Origin of the sequence: Niallia sp. FSL R7-0648, assembly GCF_038007005.1 — a bacterium.
In the GTDB taxonomy this organism is placed as follows: Bacteria; Bacillota; Bacilli; order Bacillales; family Cytobacillaceae; genus Niallia; species Niallia circulans.
The window spans coordinates 1031744-1046829 of the sequence record NZ_JBBOWE010000002.1 but is presented as its reverse complement, the minus strand read 5'-3'; the positions used below and the strand labels follow the sequence as shown (position 1 = coordinate 1046829).

Genomic DNA, 15086 nt, shown 5'->3' with positions numbered 1-15086 from the left:
CAAACTTCATAACTTATCAGCCAAACTTCATAACTTATCAGCCAAACTTCATAACTTATCAGCCAAACTTCAGATTTTTCAGCCAAACTTCAGATTTTTCAGCCAAACTTCAGATTTTTCAGCCAAACCACCAGCCACTAACTAATCCCCCCTCACTCCCACAAATTCCAAACAAAAACGCCTCTCACATGCAGTTGATCTACATCCAAAAGGCGTTCTCTTATTACAATACTTTGATTTTATCTAGATCAGCTTTATCCAGTACTGCTTTCATATATTCAATAATTTCTTCTCGCATTTCATCGCGTTGTAAGGCAAATTCTAATGTTGTTTTTACGAATCCTAATGTTTCACCAACGTCATAACGATCTCCTTCGAAATCATAAGCAAAAACACGTTGAATTTGGTTTAATTGTTGGATGGCATCTGTTAATTGGATTTCTCCACCTGCACCTGTTTGCTGATTTTCCAAGTACATGAAGATTTCTGGCGTTAACACATAGCGACCCATGATTGCTAGGTTAGAAGGTGCTGTTCCGGGAGCTGGTTTTTCAATGAAATTATTTACCTGATATCTTCTTCCTTCGCTCTCACCTGGATCGACAATTCCGTAACGGTGTGTTTCATTTTCTGGGACTGTTTGAACGCCGATAACAGAAGCATGTGTTTCTTCGTATTGGTCAATTAATTGTTTTAAGCATGGTGTATCGCTCTGCACGATATCGTCACCAAGTAAAACAGCAAATGGCTCATCACCAATAAAGCTTTTTGCACACCATACAGCATGTCCTAAACCTTTTGGCTCTTTTTGTCTAATATAATGAATATCTGCAAGATTTGAAGAATATTGAACTTTTTCAAGCAATTCAAATTTCTCTTTATCACGAAGATTCTGTTCTAATTCATGCGCGTAATCGAAGTGATCTTCAATCGCTCTTTTTCCTTTACCGGTAACGATAATAATATCTTCAATACCAGAAGCAATTGCTTCCTCTACGATATATTGAATTGTAGGTTTATCGACAATTGGTAACATTTCTTTCGGCATCGCTTTCGTTGCTGGCAAAAATCTAGTACCTAGACCAGCGGCTGGAATGATCGCTTTTCTTACTTTTTTCAACTTATTTCCTCCTTTAGGCAATTCACTTTTGATTATACCATTTTTTTGTTAAAAGGGAATTCAAATACGAATTTCTTCTTTGTAAATTATTAGTAAAAAACACAAGGTTGTTCTTTATAAAATTATATTTCATTTTAATTCGTTCTTCATAACGCACAACCATTATATCACTTTAGCTTCTCTTTGAGAATAGTTGTTATGTATTTTTTAATAACTTATCACTTTTTACAATATTTTGTCAAATTATCCCTTAAATGCATTTATTACACCTTTAATATTCAGAAAACTTATTATTCTACCATACAAAAAAAGAGTTGTAATAACAACCCTTTTCTTCTAATATTATTCCGGATATACTTCTTCTTCGGTGACCCACTTGTGATTTGTTACCATATTGCCGCCTGTTGCCGGTTGATAATCTACCATATATACGGTTGTGTTCTCAGCGGAATCTATCGTCGCTTTTGCACCTTTCATCCCTTTCATATGATCTGCTTCTAAGGTAACCTCTGTCCCTTTTTCAAGCATTTCATTCCCAGCATCTTTTATTTCCTCTTGAATAACCCATTTATGATGCTTGACTGGTTTTCCACCTGTTGTCGGAGTGTAAGTCACTTCATACGCAATCGTGTTAAATGCATTTAATATCGTCGCTTCTGCTCCGTCCATTCCTTCCATGTGATCTGCCTTTAAGATGACTTGACTGCCTTCTTTATAAGTTGGATCTGATGCTGGCTCTAGGCCATCGGGAATATCTGAAGATCCCGTTTCTTTGTGTTCATGCTGGGTTTGCGTAGATAGATTTTCACTATCGCTATTTTTTTCACCAGATGAACAACCGTAAAATAGTAACAGTACGGCAAAAACCGCCGCCATGTAAAAATGCCTACTTTTCATTTCATTACCTCCTCTATTATTATGAATTCTTTCACTTTAGAGGTTATTTTAAACATACGTCTATTTATTAGCGAGAGGTAATTGAATCGTGAATGTGGTACCCATTCCATCTTCTGAGACATAATCTATTTTGCCCTTATGTTCTGCGATAATGTTATAGCAGATTACTAGCCCTAGCCCGGTTCCTTTTTCCTTTGTTGTGTAAAAAGGTTCCCCCAGCTTATTCTTTATTTCATCTGGTATTCCCTTCCCATTATCAGTAATAGTAACAACTACCCATTTTCCATCAAGCTTTGCTTCCATATTTATGATGCCGCCATTATCCATTGCTTCAATCGCATTTTTGACCAAATTGATAAAAACTTGTTTAATCTGATCTACATTGCATAATGTATTTAAATGATCTCCATATGTATCTAAATTAATGACAACATTATCTAAATTGGCTTGTGATTGCATTAAGGTGTAGACATCGAGAAGAATTTTTCCAATGTTTGTTTCTTTAATTTCTGATCTGGCTGGTTTTCCTAAAAACATTAGCTCGCTTGCAATTGTTTCGATTCGATTGATTTCAAGATCAAGGATTGGATAAATATCATCTAATTTCATCGCCCCTTGGTATGCCAGCTTTAAAAAACCTTTAATGGCCGTAAGAGGATTTCTAATTTCATGGGCAATACTTGCTGCTAGTTGTCCTGCTATTCCTAGTTTTTCATTTTTTATCTGCAGCTGCTGGTTCTCTTTTCTAACACTTATATCTCGTGCAATGATAATAACGGTGGAACTTAAATCTTCAAAAAGAAACGGATAAGCTAAAACTTCTACCTCTACCTTTTTTCCTTTTGAGGTAATCAACTGCATTTCATATGGAGTAGAAATTTCCTCTTTCCATATATTTCTAGATTTATCTAAATAGTTTTCTAGGAAATCTGGCTCCATAATCTCGTAAGCTGACTTTCCGACAAGATCTTCTGCATCTAATAACTTTGCAGCTGCTTTATTTACATACATAATAATATTGTTGGAAGTAATAAATACCGCGTCTAGCATGTCCTCTACTAGCCGGGAATAGTAGGTTTGTGCTAATTGTAGGTTGGCAATCGTCTCTTCATATTTACCATTTCGCACGGGGGATGGAGGTAAGATTTCTTTTTCATAAACACTGGATAAGGTAAATTCCGTATCTGTCATCACATATGGATGGTACTTTTTTAAGCTTATATAATTGCTTGCAGATAATTCCATCCCGTCATAGACACATACCGTATAATTATGATAATCCCTTATGTACTCATCTACTTTATCCTCGTATTGAAGTAATTTATCTATGTTACTTTTTTCACTTAAGAGTCTTGGTATTATTTTCCCCCAATAACGGATGGTAATTTCTTTATTGAAAAATAGGGTAGGATCAACCAAGTCTTTGCTTGCCTCCAATATATTCTCCAAACATAGTTCTCCGTTTTTAAAATAAACATCTTCACTATCAATAAAGTTTATTTTATCAATTAGCTTAGTATGTAATCCGTTCGCTTCCAACTTTTTTATTATTAGTGGCCATATTTTCTGCTGATCGACAAAAATTACTATTTGCTCCAAAAGCAGACCGGTTTTTAAGAAGGACGCCGCATTAGTTATGTATTTATCTTCGTCGTTCGTTAAGTATAAGACATGGGCACCACTTGTCATATCAGAGAGATTTGTAAGAGCAACCTCTGGATGAAACCTTGTCTGAGGAGTATATACAGCCATTAAAAACCCCCAACTTTCTTTATAAAGTTTAATATCCTTTTATTATAGCATGTAAATTTCCGACTATTTGGATGAATTTATTATTTTTTCAAAAATAGAGAGAGAGTTCCTCACTATGCAGGAAGGAACTCTCTCTCCGTCTATTCTTCATATTCATACAAGGTTACACTCTCAATATAATGAACAAATCTACGAAGTTCTTTCGTCTGTTCTCGATTTATTTCTCCTTTTTCATACATTTGCTGTATGGCTGCGCGTTGCTGATCCACGATGCCTAGACGTAATTCTTCTATTTGTTCCTGCAGCTTTTCATTAAATGATGCTGATGGTTGTTTTTTCCAGCGATCGACCATCCGTCGGTATTCTAAAATAACGGATTCTACTTGCTGTTTATGTTCCGCTGTCTCTTTCCATTGTTCTAAATAGGAAAGAGCAGATTTCATCGAATTTAATAGCACCTCTTTGCTGATACGAAATTGTTCTCTTCGATCACGTTTATTACCGCGGTGTTTCCGCACAAAGCGTTTCCAGCCTCTCATGGCCTTTCCAAACAGAAATCTCGTCCCAGTTTGCACATTGGTGCATAGTATTTCTTCGCGATAATCCAATGATTTTTCAAAAATCGCAAACACTTCTTCTGAAATTTTTTCCTCTTTTACTAAATGGTGTACATAGTTACGTTCTTCTTTTAAGGCGCGCAACCTAATTTCAACCAAGGCTGAATATTTATTCTCTTCCTCTTCTGTTCTTGCCACTTGATAATTTAACTGCTGAATGCGTCGTTTATATTCATCAATTAGTTCATAAGCAGCTGCTGTATTTTCTTCATTCATTTCTAAATAGAGCTTATCAATAGTGGAAAGCATAAGCTTTTTCTTTGCTCTGATTACTAGTTCTTCATCATTTATTTCTGTCTCTCCACTATTTTTACTAAGGAATTGCAAAAATATCGTAGCTGCAAGTAAAGTGAACATGATAACACCTGCAGCTAGAAAGAGAATTAAGGAACGCTCCGGAAATCCTTGGCCAGTATGGATGACAAAGGGGATCGACAGTACCCCTGCCATTGTTACCGCCCCGCGGACTCCTGTCAGACTGACCAGTAAAGTATGCTTCATACTCGGCTTTTCGCTTTCTCTTGTCTTGTTCGCTTTATATTCATAAATGGAAAATAAATAGGACCAGAAAAAGCGAATGCCAAGAATAACAATCCCAATTAACATGACATATCCGATAATTAACCAATTACTTAAAGAAGGATCTTCCACTGTATCCACAATAGAAGATGGGATATTTAACCCGAGTAATAAGAAGACTATTCCATTAAGAATAAAGATAACGATAGACCAAATATTTTCCGTTAATACCTGTTCCTCCGCAAGCATCGTTTCTGTTCTTTCACTCACTAAGGAGTGAATAATTCCACCTACTACAACAGCAATCACCCCAGAAGCATGGAGCATTTCCTCAGCTATAATAAAAATTAGAAACGGTGTCAGCACCTGTAACAAAGAGTGGAATGTAACATCCTGGATTCCCTGTTTTCGTAAAATAAAACGGATTATGATAATAAGAAGACTTAAAACAAGTCCTGCTACAGCTCCAATGAAAAAGGTATACGTGAAATCAGTCAATGCCTCTGTAATCGAGAAGTATCCTGTGACAACAGCAGCAACCGCATAATTAAATGCCACTAGTCCTGAAGCATCATTAATCAGCGATTCTCCTCTTACAAGGTTGAGCACGCTTGCTGGAATATGAATACGTTTCGCAATCCCATTGACAGCTACTGGATCTGTCGGGGATAAAATTGCCGCTAAAGCAAAGGCCGCCGCAAGCGGGATACTGGGAATAAGCCAATGAACAAAATAACCGCCAACGATAGTCGTAAGCAATACTAAGATAATGGCATTCCCTAAAATAGAAGTACGCATCTTCCATAGCTCTTCTCTTGGAAAATGCCTGCCATCGTTATAGAGCAAAGGGGCAACAAACAAGAGCAAAAACCACTCTGCCTCTAATTCAAGCTCAAAATCGGAAAAGAGAAGTGCCATCACTACTCCAAATGCAATTTGCGTTAAGGCAGTTGGGATAGAGGGAAGATAATGACTGACAATATTCGAAATCAGTAAACAAAATAATAATAAAATGATTGTTATTAATAACTCCATCTTGTTGTCTCCTTGCAGATTCTTATGCTAGTTTTTCTCCTTTTTATGTAGATTATGTTGGAAAGAGATTAAAAAGAGATTCCCAACAGGAACCTCCCTTCATAATTAAACCATGTATCTTTCTTTAATCAGTTTCAAATGATGAAGCTCATGCCCGGCAATAATATAAGCAAGGGCCATGACAGTAAATTCTCCGTTATTAGCAAAACCCCTGTTTTCCCAAGCATCTTCTGGAAGGCCTTTCAACAAGCTTACCGTAGATTTGCGGACTGCCACTAATTCTTCTAATAGATCATCTATTGTTCTTGTCGAAAAATGGGCATTCTCCACATAGTCCTCATCATCATAACCGGCTAATGGCGTTTTATCTCCTCGAGCAATCCGCATTAAGCGATATGCCTGAATTCTCTCCGTATCGCTCATATGACCAACCACTTCGATGAATGACCACTTTCCATCTGCATAGCGAAAATCACGTCGGTCTTCGTTTTCCTTTATATAAGCAACTGTTTCTTCTATTTGAGCATTAATTAAAGCAATTATATCTCCCTCTGGAACTAAGCCTATATACTCCCGATAATGTTCTGGATAATCACTAATGGCTGGTCTTATCATGCTGACTCCCCCTTATTCTTCTACTGGAGATTTAGGTCCTGTTAATTCTAGCTGATAAAAGGCTAAATCTAACCATTTCTCAAATTTATAGCCTGCCTTTTTTATCGTGCCTGAATACGTAAATCCTAATTTCTCATGAATAAAGATACTTCCTTTATTCGTACTGTCAATTCCGGCAATAAGGGTTGCATACTCCTCTTCTTCCGCCCGCTCAATCAGTGCTTTTAATAAGTGTGTACCAATTCCTCTTTTTCTTGCTTCTTTATGAACATACACCGAATGCTCAATCGAATATTTATAAGCTGGCCATGCTCGAAATGGTCCATATGTTGCAAAACCAAGCACCTTCCCAGCCTCCTCGAAAACAAAAAGAGGATATCCGCCCTCCAGCTTCTGGTTATACCATGCTTTTCTGTCTTCTAAGGAATGGGCACGATAACCATATACGGCCGTTGTATGTAAAATGGCATCATTATATATTTCCAAAACCTCTTCTAAATCTGTTTCCTTCATCTCACGGATCATTGCCATATCCCCTTTTTTCTATAATTTGAAAAATTCCATCAAATTTTATAATCTTATTAAGTAAGATACCAATTAGGGACGAAAAATGAAAGTATTTTTTACTTTATCTAATGAAAAAAGATGTCCTATTAAAGACATCCCTTACTCTTTCCTGCTATTATAGCCACTATCTCCAAACGGCTGTAATTTCTCCAGCCACTTTTCTTCCAACTTAGCCAGCTCTTCCTTTTCATTGTAATAAGGATCATCTTTCTTCGGCTTTAATACTTCAACTATCTCAAAGGAAAATGCTTCTTTGCCGTATTGCTTCCATTCATCCACCAATTTTTTATTTGCATATCCGCCATTTTCCAAGGAGAATTTCACACCATTAATGGTTTTGAAATTTCTTGTACTAACGACACAGACTTTCCCATTCTTCTTATTAGTAATTGTATAAATACCGGCTTCGACCGGAATTTCTTTATATTGCATTTTCAGTTCTTTTTTTCGGTCCATTGTGATTCACCTTTCTTTTACTTTTTTAACCAGTAAAGACTTCCATCTGCTTTACGGTCAAGAAATCCGTATTCGATTAAATATCTTCTGATAAGAACATAGTCAGGGTAAATTGTTTTTAAATGCTGATTCAATTGCTTCTCCGTGTAGTTTTCTTGCCCTTCTAAATACTTCGCTATTTCCCGAAGAACCCCTAATTTCTGCTTTTGTTTGATCGGAAATTTACTTAATATACCATTGTTGAAATATTTTGCTGCTATTTTTCCCTGCTCTTCTTCCGTGATATTATATCTGTCGTCTACCATTGCAGCAGTAGGATGAACAGGGACAAAGCTTGGCGCATGATGGTCCTTTTCCTTCAGCAGCTCCATTATTGCCAGAAAATTTTTCGCCTGCCTTTCTTTTTCCTTAAGAGCAAAACGATGATGCCGAATGGTTGAAGCACTGCCGATTTCCAACTCTGCTTTCACTTCTTCATCCCTTTTTCCCTGATAAAACAGCTCCAGCAATTTTGTCTGATGCTCCGTTAACCCTGTCATCTTTTTATCTAAGCTTAGTAAAAAATGAAAAACTGATTGATGGACATCCTCGATATGACGCTTCATGTACTTTTCCGCTTCATATAATCTGCCGTCTTCCGGGTAGATAATCCCTTTCTCGATCTCCTCCCCACATAAAAGACAAAGATACGAATCTGAATTCTCAATATAACCCTTTTTTAATTCATCAATCGTTGCATTTTGAAAATAAGATGAAACATTCATTTATAAACACTCCATTAATTCGTTTGTTATTTTACAAACAATTATTATTTACGTTAGTTAAATATTAAACTTTCTTTGGGTAATCGTCAATAGTCTTAGGAGTTTTTTGTGGATGGATCTTTGGCGTGCTTTGGGGCTTTGGGGTTTCTTTCTTTTTCAGCTTCTATTGGAGTTAGGTTATGCAAGCTATTTTTCTTCTCTATTCTATTTTTTGGCTTTCATCTGTGCTCTGAACGCCTCTTTTTTCTTCCCAACTCTATTTTTTGGTTTTCATCAACGCTATGAACACCACTTGTCCCTTTCCTGCTCTCCTTTTTGGCTTTCATCAACGCTATGAACACCACTTGTCCCTTTCCTGCTCTCCTTTTTGGTTTTCATCAACGCTATGAACACCATCTTTCTCTTCCCTGCTCTCCTTTTTGGCTTTCATCAACGCTATGAACACCTTTTTTCTCTTCCCAGCCCTCCTTTTTGGCTTTCATCAACGCTATGAACACCACTTGTCCCTTCCCTGCTCTCCTTTTTGGTTTTCATCACCGTTATGAACACCTTTTTCTCTTCCCTGCTCTCCTTTTTGGTTTTCATCAACGTTATGAACACCACCTTTCTCTTCCCTGCCCTCTTTCATCTTAGCTCTCTATCTAACAATCTCTGAATGGACATTCCCAAACAAGTGTACTACCATGAAAGAAACTGCTTTTATTGGAGGATATATGGATGAATATTCTTTGGGATTTTGATGGTACGTTATTTGATACGTATCCTGCTTATACAAATATTATTTATAAGGTATTGGGTGAAAAGGTGGACAAGGCCGGTATTTATAAAGAGCTAAAAGTATCTTTTTCTCATGCGATGGAATATTTCAACATAACAGAGCAGCAGCGAAATGAGATTAAGCTTATGAATAAAGGAATTGCTGCGGATGAGGTGAAACCTTTTACAGGGGTAGAGGAGATTTTGAAAACTGCGGAAATAAATGTGATTATGACGCATAAAAGCTATGACGGTGTGGTAAATTTTCTTCAGCACTATGGGTGGGAGCGTTATTTTGCTGAAATAGTAACATTGGAGAATGGTTTTCCGCGGAAGCCTGCGGTTAATGCCTATCAATATTTGCACACGAAGTATTCCATTGACTTAGCTATTGGTGATAGAGAACTGGATTTAATTCCAGCTAAGGAATTAGGGATACAAACTTGTATATTTCAAAATCAATGTGAATTTGCTGACTTTCATCTATCAGACTTTGCTGATTTTTTCAAAGTATACCCGATGAAAGCGTAACTATTAAGATAATAAAGAGCATCCCCTTAAATCTCGGAATGCTCTTTACTCTTTTTCCAACACTACTTCGATAATTTCAGGACGATTAAAAATTCGCTGGGGAATGATGCTATTTCCTAAGCCTCTATTCACAATCATTGCTGTGTCTGCTTTTTTATACATACCAGCTGTATATTCTGGCGTGAAGCCTTGGTCTGGAGCGACAATTCCACCGATAAAGGGCAATCTTACTTGACCACCATGTGCATGTCCTGTTAAAGCTAAATCTATTTTTTCATAGAGAGAAAAAAGCTCTGGCCGATGGGACAACAGCAAGTTGAAATGTTCTTCCTCCTTCAGGCCACCTAGTATTTCAGCTAGTTCATCCTCTCTAGATAAAAAGGTTGGATCATCTACACCGATAATATTAATCGTTTCTCCTCCAACCTTTACAAGTGTCTGTTCATTTCTTAACACAAACACGCCTGCATGTTTTAATTTCGCTTCTAATGACGGAAATTCCCCTGACCAGTATTCATGATTGCCTGTTACATAATACGTTGGCGCAAGCTGGACAAGTCTTTCCATTAATGTCATACTTTTTTGTTCATCGTATTTTTTTGAATCCACAAGGTCTCCAGTAAAAACAATCAGGTCTGGGTTTAGCTTTTTTACTTGCTGTATTAAACGCTGTTGCTCTTTTCCAAATTGCTTGCTATGTAGGTCCGATAACTGCACTATTTTTATCGGCTTTGTTATTTTGGGAGACGAGAGAGTAAAGCTCGAGGTCGATAAATGATTATTCTGGTAGTATGAAAAAAATATACAGATGCCTATTAAAATAGCAAGAAGCAACATTCTTTTTTTCACTATATTCACTCTTTCTCCCAGTTCACCTCAAAACCGCCTTGTAATCCATCTCCGGTCACAATAAGCTTATAGGTTTCTGTTTTTTTTGCATCAAAGGTTAAAACTTTTTTCTCTTCATTACTTAAGCCAATTCTTCGATTTTTTTCATCTATTAAATAATACCCGAAGCCACCGCCATTGCGATTGGTAAAATCAATGTGAATGGTAACCCTTTCCCCTTTTTTCGCTTTAATCGGGACTTCATCCTCCCCGTTAAAATAAGCAAAATAAGCTTCGTAGGACTGTTCGCCTCTTACTGTATTCCATTCTTTTTTCACCGTGAAGTCTGGGATTGTTAACAAAAGAAAGAGAATAGGTGTACAGGCAAATATCCACTTAAACCAACTTACTTTAGCAGCTATTTTAATCCCTATATAGAATAAAATCGCGCTAAAACCAGAAACGATAGCAAGGACAGGTAGAACATTCCACATAATCGGCAAAAAAAGACATACTCCCACCACAATATATAATAGTAATTCTAGCTTTGGAAAATAGTTAGATATCCAATCTATTACGATCGAAATAAGAATTCCGAAACCAAAAAAGCCTATCCAAAAGTATGGATTTTCAATTTCATGTGAAAATAAATATAAATCGAAACTTGATAGAAAAATATAAGAAAAAAAGAGTGTTGCCGCAAAACCAGCTCCTGCTAGTTTTATAAAGGCATATTCCATTCCCCTTCTAAAGTTCTGACTATCTACCATATTTGTTCCTCCTAAAGGATAGTTACTAATATTCTATCAAAATAAGAAAATAAATTGTTAAATTTTTGGAAAATAGGCATAAGTTAAGGAAAATTTCCATCAGTCGGTTTGCTTGAGGTGGGTTATCCTAGCTGTTAAGCATACGATAAAATCAATTATTGATTTTATATGCTTTTATCAAAAAGAAGATTCTTATTCTTTTCCGTCTCAAATAATTACGAGTGGATATCCTTATCTTATATATTTTTCAGGCAGCAACATATTGCTGTTTACTTATTTTCTATTTTGACAAACCAGCCCGTTCTCTTTAACTATCCTATTGGGATGGAGCTTATGGTATTCGAAAATTGATCATGCTGTTGTCTCACTGTGGGGGCATTTAGCTTTTATAAGATGCGAGGAATGAGAATTCGTGAGGAGGAGGGCTATATTATAACCAACCATTCCGCTTCGCCTCGGCAATGGCCTCCATTCGATTTTTTGCCCCTAATTTGCTGATTGCTTCTGAGATATAATTGCGAATCGTTCCAGAAGATAAATAAAGCATTGCCGCAAGCTCCTTTACTGATTTTCCTTCTTCAATCAGTACTAATATTTCTCTTTCGCGCTTTGACAATGGATTTTCTTTTCCAATGCTGCCAAAAATCAGTTCAGAGGCGAACTCTCTTTTTCCGTCCATGATTTTGCGAATAGCTTCTGCTAATTCCTCGCTGGGACCATCCTTTAGTAAATAGCCATGAACATTGGCATTTAGTGCTCTTTCAAAATATCCTGGTCGCGCAAATGTCGTTAAAATAATCACTTTACAAGAAGATTTCTGCCTCTGTAATTCCTCTGCCACGTCTAGACCGCTTTTAATAGGCATTTCAATATCTAATAAACAGACGTCTGGATTATATTTTTTTATTAGCTCTAAGGCCTGTTCGCCATTTTCCGCTTGTCCCACGACCTCCATATCCTCTTCAAAATTAAGCAACGTTCCTAATGCTCCTCTTAGCATGCGCTGGTCTTCAGAGATGATAATTCGTATCACAATATCTCCTCCTCTCTTCTTTCCTTTCGAATAATGGGAACAATGATGTGCAGAGTGGTTCCCGAATTAGCCGTCATACTCCATTTTCCGTCAACCAATTCCAGTCTTTCACGCATTCCCTTTAATCCATTCCCTTGCGTTTCATCTCCCTTCACGCCTTTCCCATTATCCTGCACGATAAGCTCTATCTCGCCTATACGTTGTTGAATCGATACTTTACTGATGGTTGCCGCACTGTGCCTGATTATATTTGTTACTGCTTCTTTTAAGCAGAGACTAATAATATTCTGGGTTAAAAGCGGGACCTCTCCATCTTCTAGTTCGATTGCTAGTTCACTTTCTATCTCTGCTGTCTGTAAAGCTGTCTGTATCTCTACTATTGCTTCACGAATGGTTATGGCGCGCATATCAGACACAAGCTCACGAACTTGCTTTAACGCTGAGCGTGATATGCTTTCCATTTCCTTTGCCTCTTGTATGGCACTATCTGGTTGAGCTGGCACCATTTTTGCGATAAGCTGGCTTTTTAATGTCAGCAGGGATAAAGTGTGGCCGAGCGTATCATGCAAATCTCGAGCAATTCTCATTCGTTCTTCTCTTTTAACAAGATGGCTAATTTGCTCATTCGCTATATCTAATTGTCTTTCTAAATCCATCCGTCGGTTCATCGAGCGGATTCCAAAAGGAGAAATCAGCATAATGATAAAGAACGGCACTAAGAAAAAGAGAGACTGAGGATTGACACCATTCCAACTAAAGATAATTGGAATAACCAAGGAAATGGCGAAAAGGCTGTAAAAGTAATAGAAGTACTTTTTGCCTGAGTAATATCCGATAAAGTTAGCAGGAAAATACCCCATAAATAATAGATTAGGATCATAGAAGATACTAAAAAACATGACTATCAAGATTTGCACAACCAGCCAATAATTAAATATACTCTCTTCCATATGACAGTATAATTGTCGATAAGCCAGGAGGAAAACAAGTACAAGCAGGATACCAATCAATTGCTTTATCCCATTCTCCTGCATTACCTGAATAATCGGAAGTAATACGTATACTAAAAAGATATAAGGAAAAAAACCATATCTTTTCGGAAAAAGCTCAAATTTCTTCTTGGTATCCATTTTGGACTTTACACCGCCTCTCGTTTTTTTCCAATATAAATTGATAATACCATAAATAGGAGAAGATACCCGGTAATCATCAGATAATTGAGAAAGGATGGATATTGATCTCTAATAATCTCCCACGCTCCATTAGCAAAATGATAGGAAGGAACCCATTTCGCCACTTGCTGCATAAAGGATGGAAACACATCAATCGGCATCCACATTCCTCCTGTTATTGCCATAGACATATATAATAGATTGCTAATTCCTGAAGCTGTTTCTACTTTTTTGATATTACCGACGATCGTTCCAAGCGCTAGAAACGGGAGGGATCCGAAGAGAATCCAGATTCCGCAAAGCACCCACTGAGAAAAAGAAAGATGAACCGCATTAATAAGGACTCCAGCCGTAAATATCACCATGATGGAAAATAAATGGATAACAGTTTGTGCCACCATCTTAGCTCCAAAGTAAGCAAATTGGGAAAGGGGCGTAATATGCAGGAAAATGGTCCACCCTTCTGCTTTTTCCTCCACAATTTTGATTCCTAATGTCATAATACTAGAGCCCATAATGCTAAATGTTGTCATCGACATTAAATAATGTACATTCCATAATGCCTCATCATCTCGTGGTGCTGTGAAAATGTTGGTAAATAAAAAATAAAAAAGGACGGGAATAAGTAAGGACCAAAAGATATAATATTTATTCCGAAGCGTTCGGACGATTTCCGCTTTACTTTGCATCCAAAAAGATTTCATTCTCATTAACCCCCTTCGTATCTTCCATTAACTGCGAGAAAACCTCTTCTAACCGACCAAGCTTTACTTCTATATGCTGAATATCCAACTGTCTATCGAAAAGTTCTTCTAAAAGCTGATCCGAATTTGTAGCAGTCAGCATTACTTTCTCCTTCTCTTTCTGCACATCCACAACATATGGCAATTCTCGGTAGAATTTTAAACTATAAGGAGATTTCTCCTGAAACATTACCCTTGGTTTTGTAAGTTTTTCCTTCAATTGTGCTGGTGTACCGTCGCCTACTACCTCCCCCTTATTAATCATAATAATTCTTTCCGCTACTTCATCTGCTTCTTGTAAGTAATGGGTTGTAAAAAGGATTGTCTTTCCTTGTCTATTCAATTCTTTGATTTTTTGCCAAAACTGTTCTCTTGACGTTACGTCCATGCCCACGGTTGGTTCATCTAAAAACAACAAATCAGGATTTCCTGCCAGTGCCAACGCAAAATTCAAGCGTCGTTTCTGCCCGCCAGAAAGCTTTTCCGTCCGTTGACTCCAAGCTTCTTCTTGAAGCCCTGTTAGTTCCAACAGAGTTGATAACGCTAGCGGACTTTGATAATAGCTTTGAACTAATTGGATTAGCTCCTTTACCTTCAAGCTGTCCATCACACTAACTTCCTGCAGCATCCCACCTACCTTTTCTAATACTTCCTTTTGTCTAGGATTCTTGTGAAAAAGAGAGATAGTCCCTCGGGTAGGTTTAATTAATCCAAGCATCATCCGCATCGCTGTCGTTTTCCCTGCGCCATTCGCTCCTAAGATTGCCACCATTTCTCCACGTTTTATTGAAAAGGAAATATCATGAACTGCCTTCTTTCCCTGAAACTCTTTCGTTACGTGCCTTAACTCTACAATTGTTTCCAACTACTCCACCTCCAAGCTATTATCCTTAGTATAGCGAGCAAATAAG

17 protein-coding genes are annotated in these 15086 nt (G+C 37.3%); 2 read left to right on the top strand and 15 right to left on the bottom strand.

Features of this window, described 5'->3' with window-relative positions:
- Positions 1-223 precede the first annotated feature (223 nt).
- From galU to NSQ89_RS25105, 8 genes are all read right to left on the bottom strand, one after another.
- Positions 224-1120, bottom strand: coding sequence for a UTP--glucose-1-phosphate uridylyltransferase GalU (gene galU, locus NSQ89_RS25140; protein WP_144544805.1), 897 nt, complete (start codon positions 1118-1120; stop codon positions 224-226).
- Positions 1121-1462: 342 nt separating this feature from the next.
- Positions 1463-2017, bottom strand: coding sequence for a YdhK family protein (locus tag NSQ89_RS25135; protein ID WP_047942644.1), 555 nt, complete (start codon positions 2015-2017; stop codon positions 1463-1465).
- A gap of 60 nt (positions 2018-2077) precedes the next feature.
- A complete protein-coding gene (locus NSQ89_RS25130) occupies positions 2078-3769 on the bottom strand; it encodes an ATP-binding protein (RefSeq protein WP_341133428.1) in 1692 nt (563 codons plus the stop codon).
- A gap of 140 nt (positions 3770-3909) precedes the next feature.
- The gene (locus NSQ89_RS25125; protein ID WP_341133427.1) at positions 3910-5940 is read right to left on the bottom strand and encodes a Na+/H+ antiporter; all 2031 of its coding nucleotides are present in this window, start codon (positions 5938-5940) and stop codon (positions 3910-3912) included.
- Positions 5941-6045: 105 nt separating this feature from the next.
- The gene (locus tag NSQ89_RS25120) at positions 6046-6555 is read right to left on the bottom strand and encodes a DinB family protein (protein WP_341133426.1); all 510 of its coding nucleotides are present in this window, start codon (positions 6553-6555) and stop codon (positions 6046-6048) included.
- A 12-nt stretch (positions 6556-6567) separates the two neighbouring features.
- Positions 6568-7080, bottom strand: a complete 513-nt coding sequence (locus tag NSQ89_RS25115; RefSeq protein ID WP_047942647.1) for a GNAT family N-acetyltransferase — start codon at positions 7078-7080, stop codon at positions 6568-6570.
- Between the two features lie 141 nt (positions 7081-7221).
- Positions 7222-7578: a GIY-YIG nuclease family protein gene (locus tag NSQ89_RS25110; protein WP_047942650.1), complete on the bottom strand. Its 357-nt coding sequence runs from the start codon at positions 7576-7578 to the stop codon at positions 7222-7224.
- A gap of 17 nt (positions 7579-7595) precedes the next feature.
- Complete coding sequence (locus NSQ89_RS25105) at positions 7596-8342, bottom strand: DUF2087 domain-containing protein (protein WP_061800811.1); 747 nt, start codon at positions 8340-8342, stop codon at positions 7596-7598.
- Between the two features lie 112 nt (positions 8343-8454).
- Between NSQ89_RS25105 and NSQ89_RS25100 the strand changes: the two genes are divergently transcribed.
- Positions 8455-8679: a hypothetical protein gene (locus tag NSQ89_RS25100; RefSeq protein ID WP_144544803.1), complete on the top strand. Its 225-nt coding sequence runs from the start codon at positions 8455-8457 to the stop codon at positions 8677-8679.
- 150 nt (positions 8680-8829) lie between these two features.
- On the opposite strand, the gene NSQ89_RS25095 is transcribed toward NSQ89_RS25100, so the two are convergent.
- Positions 8830-8970 carry a hypothetical protein gene (locus tag NSQ89_RS25095; RefSeq protein ID WP_186325636.1) on the bottom strand — a complete coding sequence of 47 codons (141 nt, stop codon included), beginning with the start codon at positions 8968-8970 and terminating at the stop codon, positions 8830-8832.
- Positions 8971-9059: 89 nt separating this feature from the next.
- Between NSQ89_RS25095 and NSQ89_RS25090 the strand changes: the two genes are divergently transcribed.
- Positions 9060-9629, top strand: a complete 570-nt coding sequence (locus NSQ89_RS25090) for an HAD hydrolase-like protein (RefSeq protein WP_341133425.1) — start codon at positions 9060-9062, stop codon at positions 9627-9629.
- Positions 9630-9674: 45 nt separating this feature from the next.
- Here NSQ89_RS25090 and NSQ89_RS25085 read toward each other — a convergent pair whose 3' ends face one another.
- The 6 genes from NSQ89_RS25085 to NSQ89_RS25060 all read right to left on the bottom strand — a co-directional run bounded on the left by NSQ89_RS25085 (position 9675) and on the right by NSQ89_RS25060 (position 15040).
- On the bottom strand, positions 9675-10466 hold the full coding sequence (locus NSQ89_RS25085; protein ID WP_341133445.1) for a metallophosphoesterase: 792 nt from the start codon (positions 10464-10466) through the stop codon (positions 9675-9677).
- Between the two features lie 17 nt (positions 10467-10483).
- Positions 10484-11227: a Yip1 family protein gene (locus NSQ89_RS25080; protein WP_047942655.1), complete on the bottom strand. Its 744-nt coding sequence runs from the start codon at positions 11225-11227 to the stop codon at positions 10484-10486.
- Positions 11228-11657: 430 nt separating this feature from the next.
- Complete coding sequence (locus NSQ89_RS25075) at positions 11658-12260, bottom strand: response regulator transcription factor (RefSeq protein ID WP_047942657.1); 603 nt, start codon at positions 12258-12260, stop codon at positions 11658-11660.
- Positions 12257-13390 carry a sensor histidine kinase gene (locus NSQ89_RS25070; protein WP_095322821.1) on the bottom strand — a complete coding sequence of 378 codons (1134 nt, stop codon included), beginning with the start codon at positions 13388-13390 and terminating at the stop codon, positions 12257-12259. Before NSQ89_RS25070 ends, NSQ89_RS25075 begins: the two co-directional genes overlap by 4 nt.
- A gap of 8 nt (positions 13391-13398) precedes the next feature.
- Positions 13399-14136, bottom strand: a complete 738-nt coding sequence (locus tag NSQ89_RS25065) for an ABC transporter permease (protein ID WP_047942659.1) — start codon at positions 14134-14136, stop codon at positions 13399-13401.
- Positions 14111-15040, bottom strand: coding sequence for an ABC transporter ATP-binding protein (locus NSQ89_RS25060; RefSeq protein ID WP_341133424.1), 930 nt, complete (start codon positions 15038-15040; stop codon positions 14111-14113). Before NSQ89_RS25060 ends, NSQ89_RS25065 begins: the two co-directional genes overlap by 26 nt.
- Positions 15041-15086: the final 46 nt, after the last annotated feature.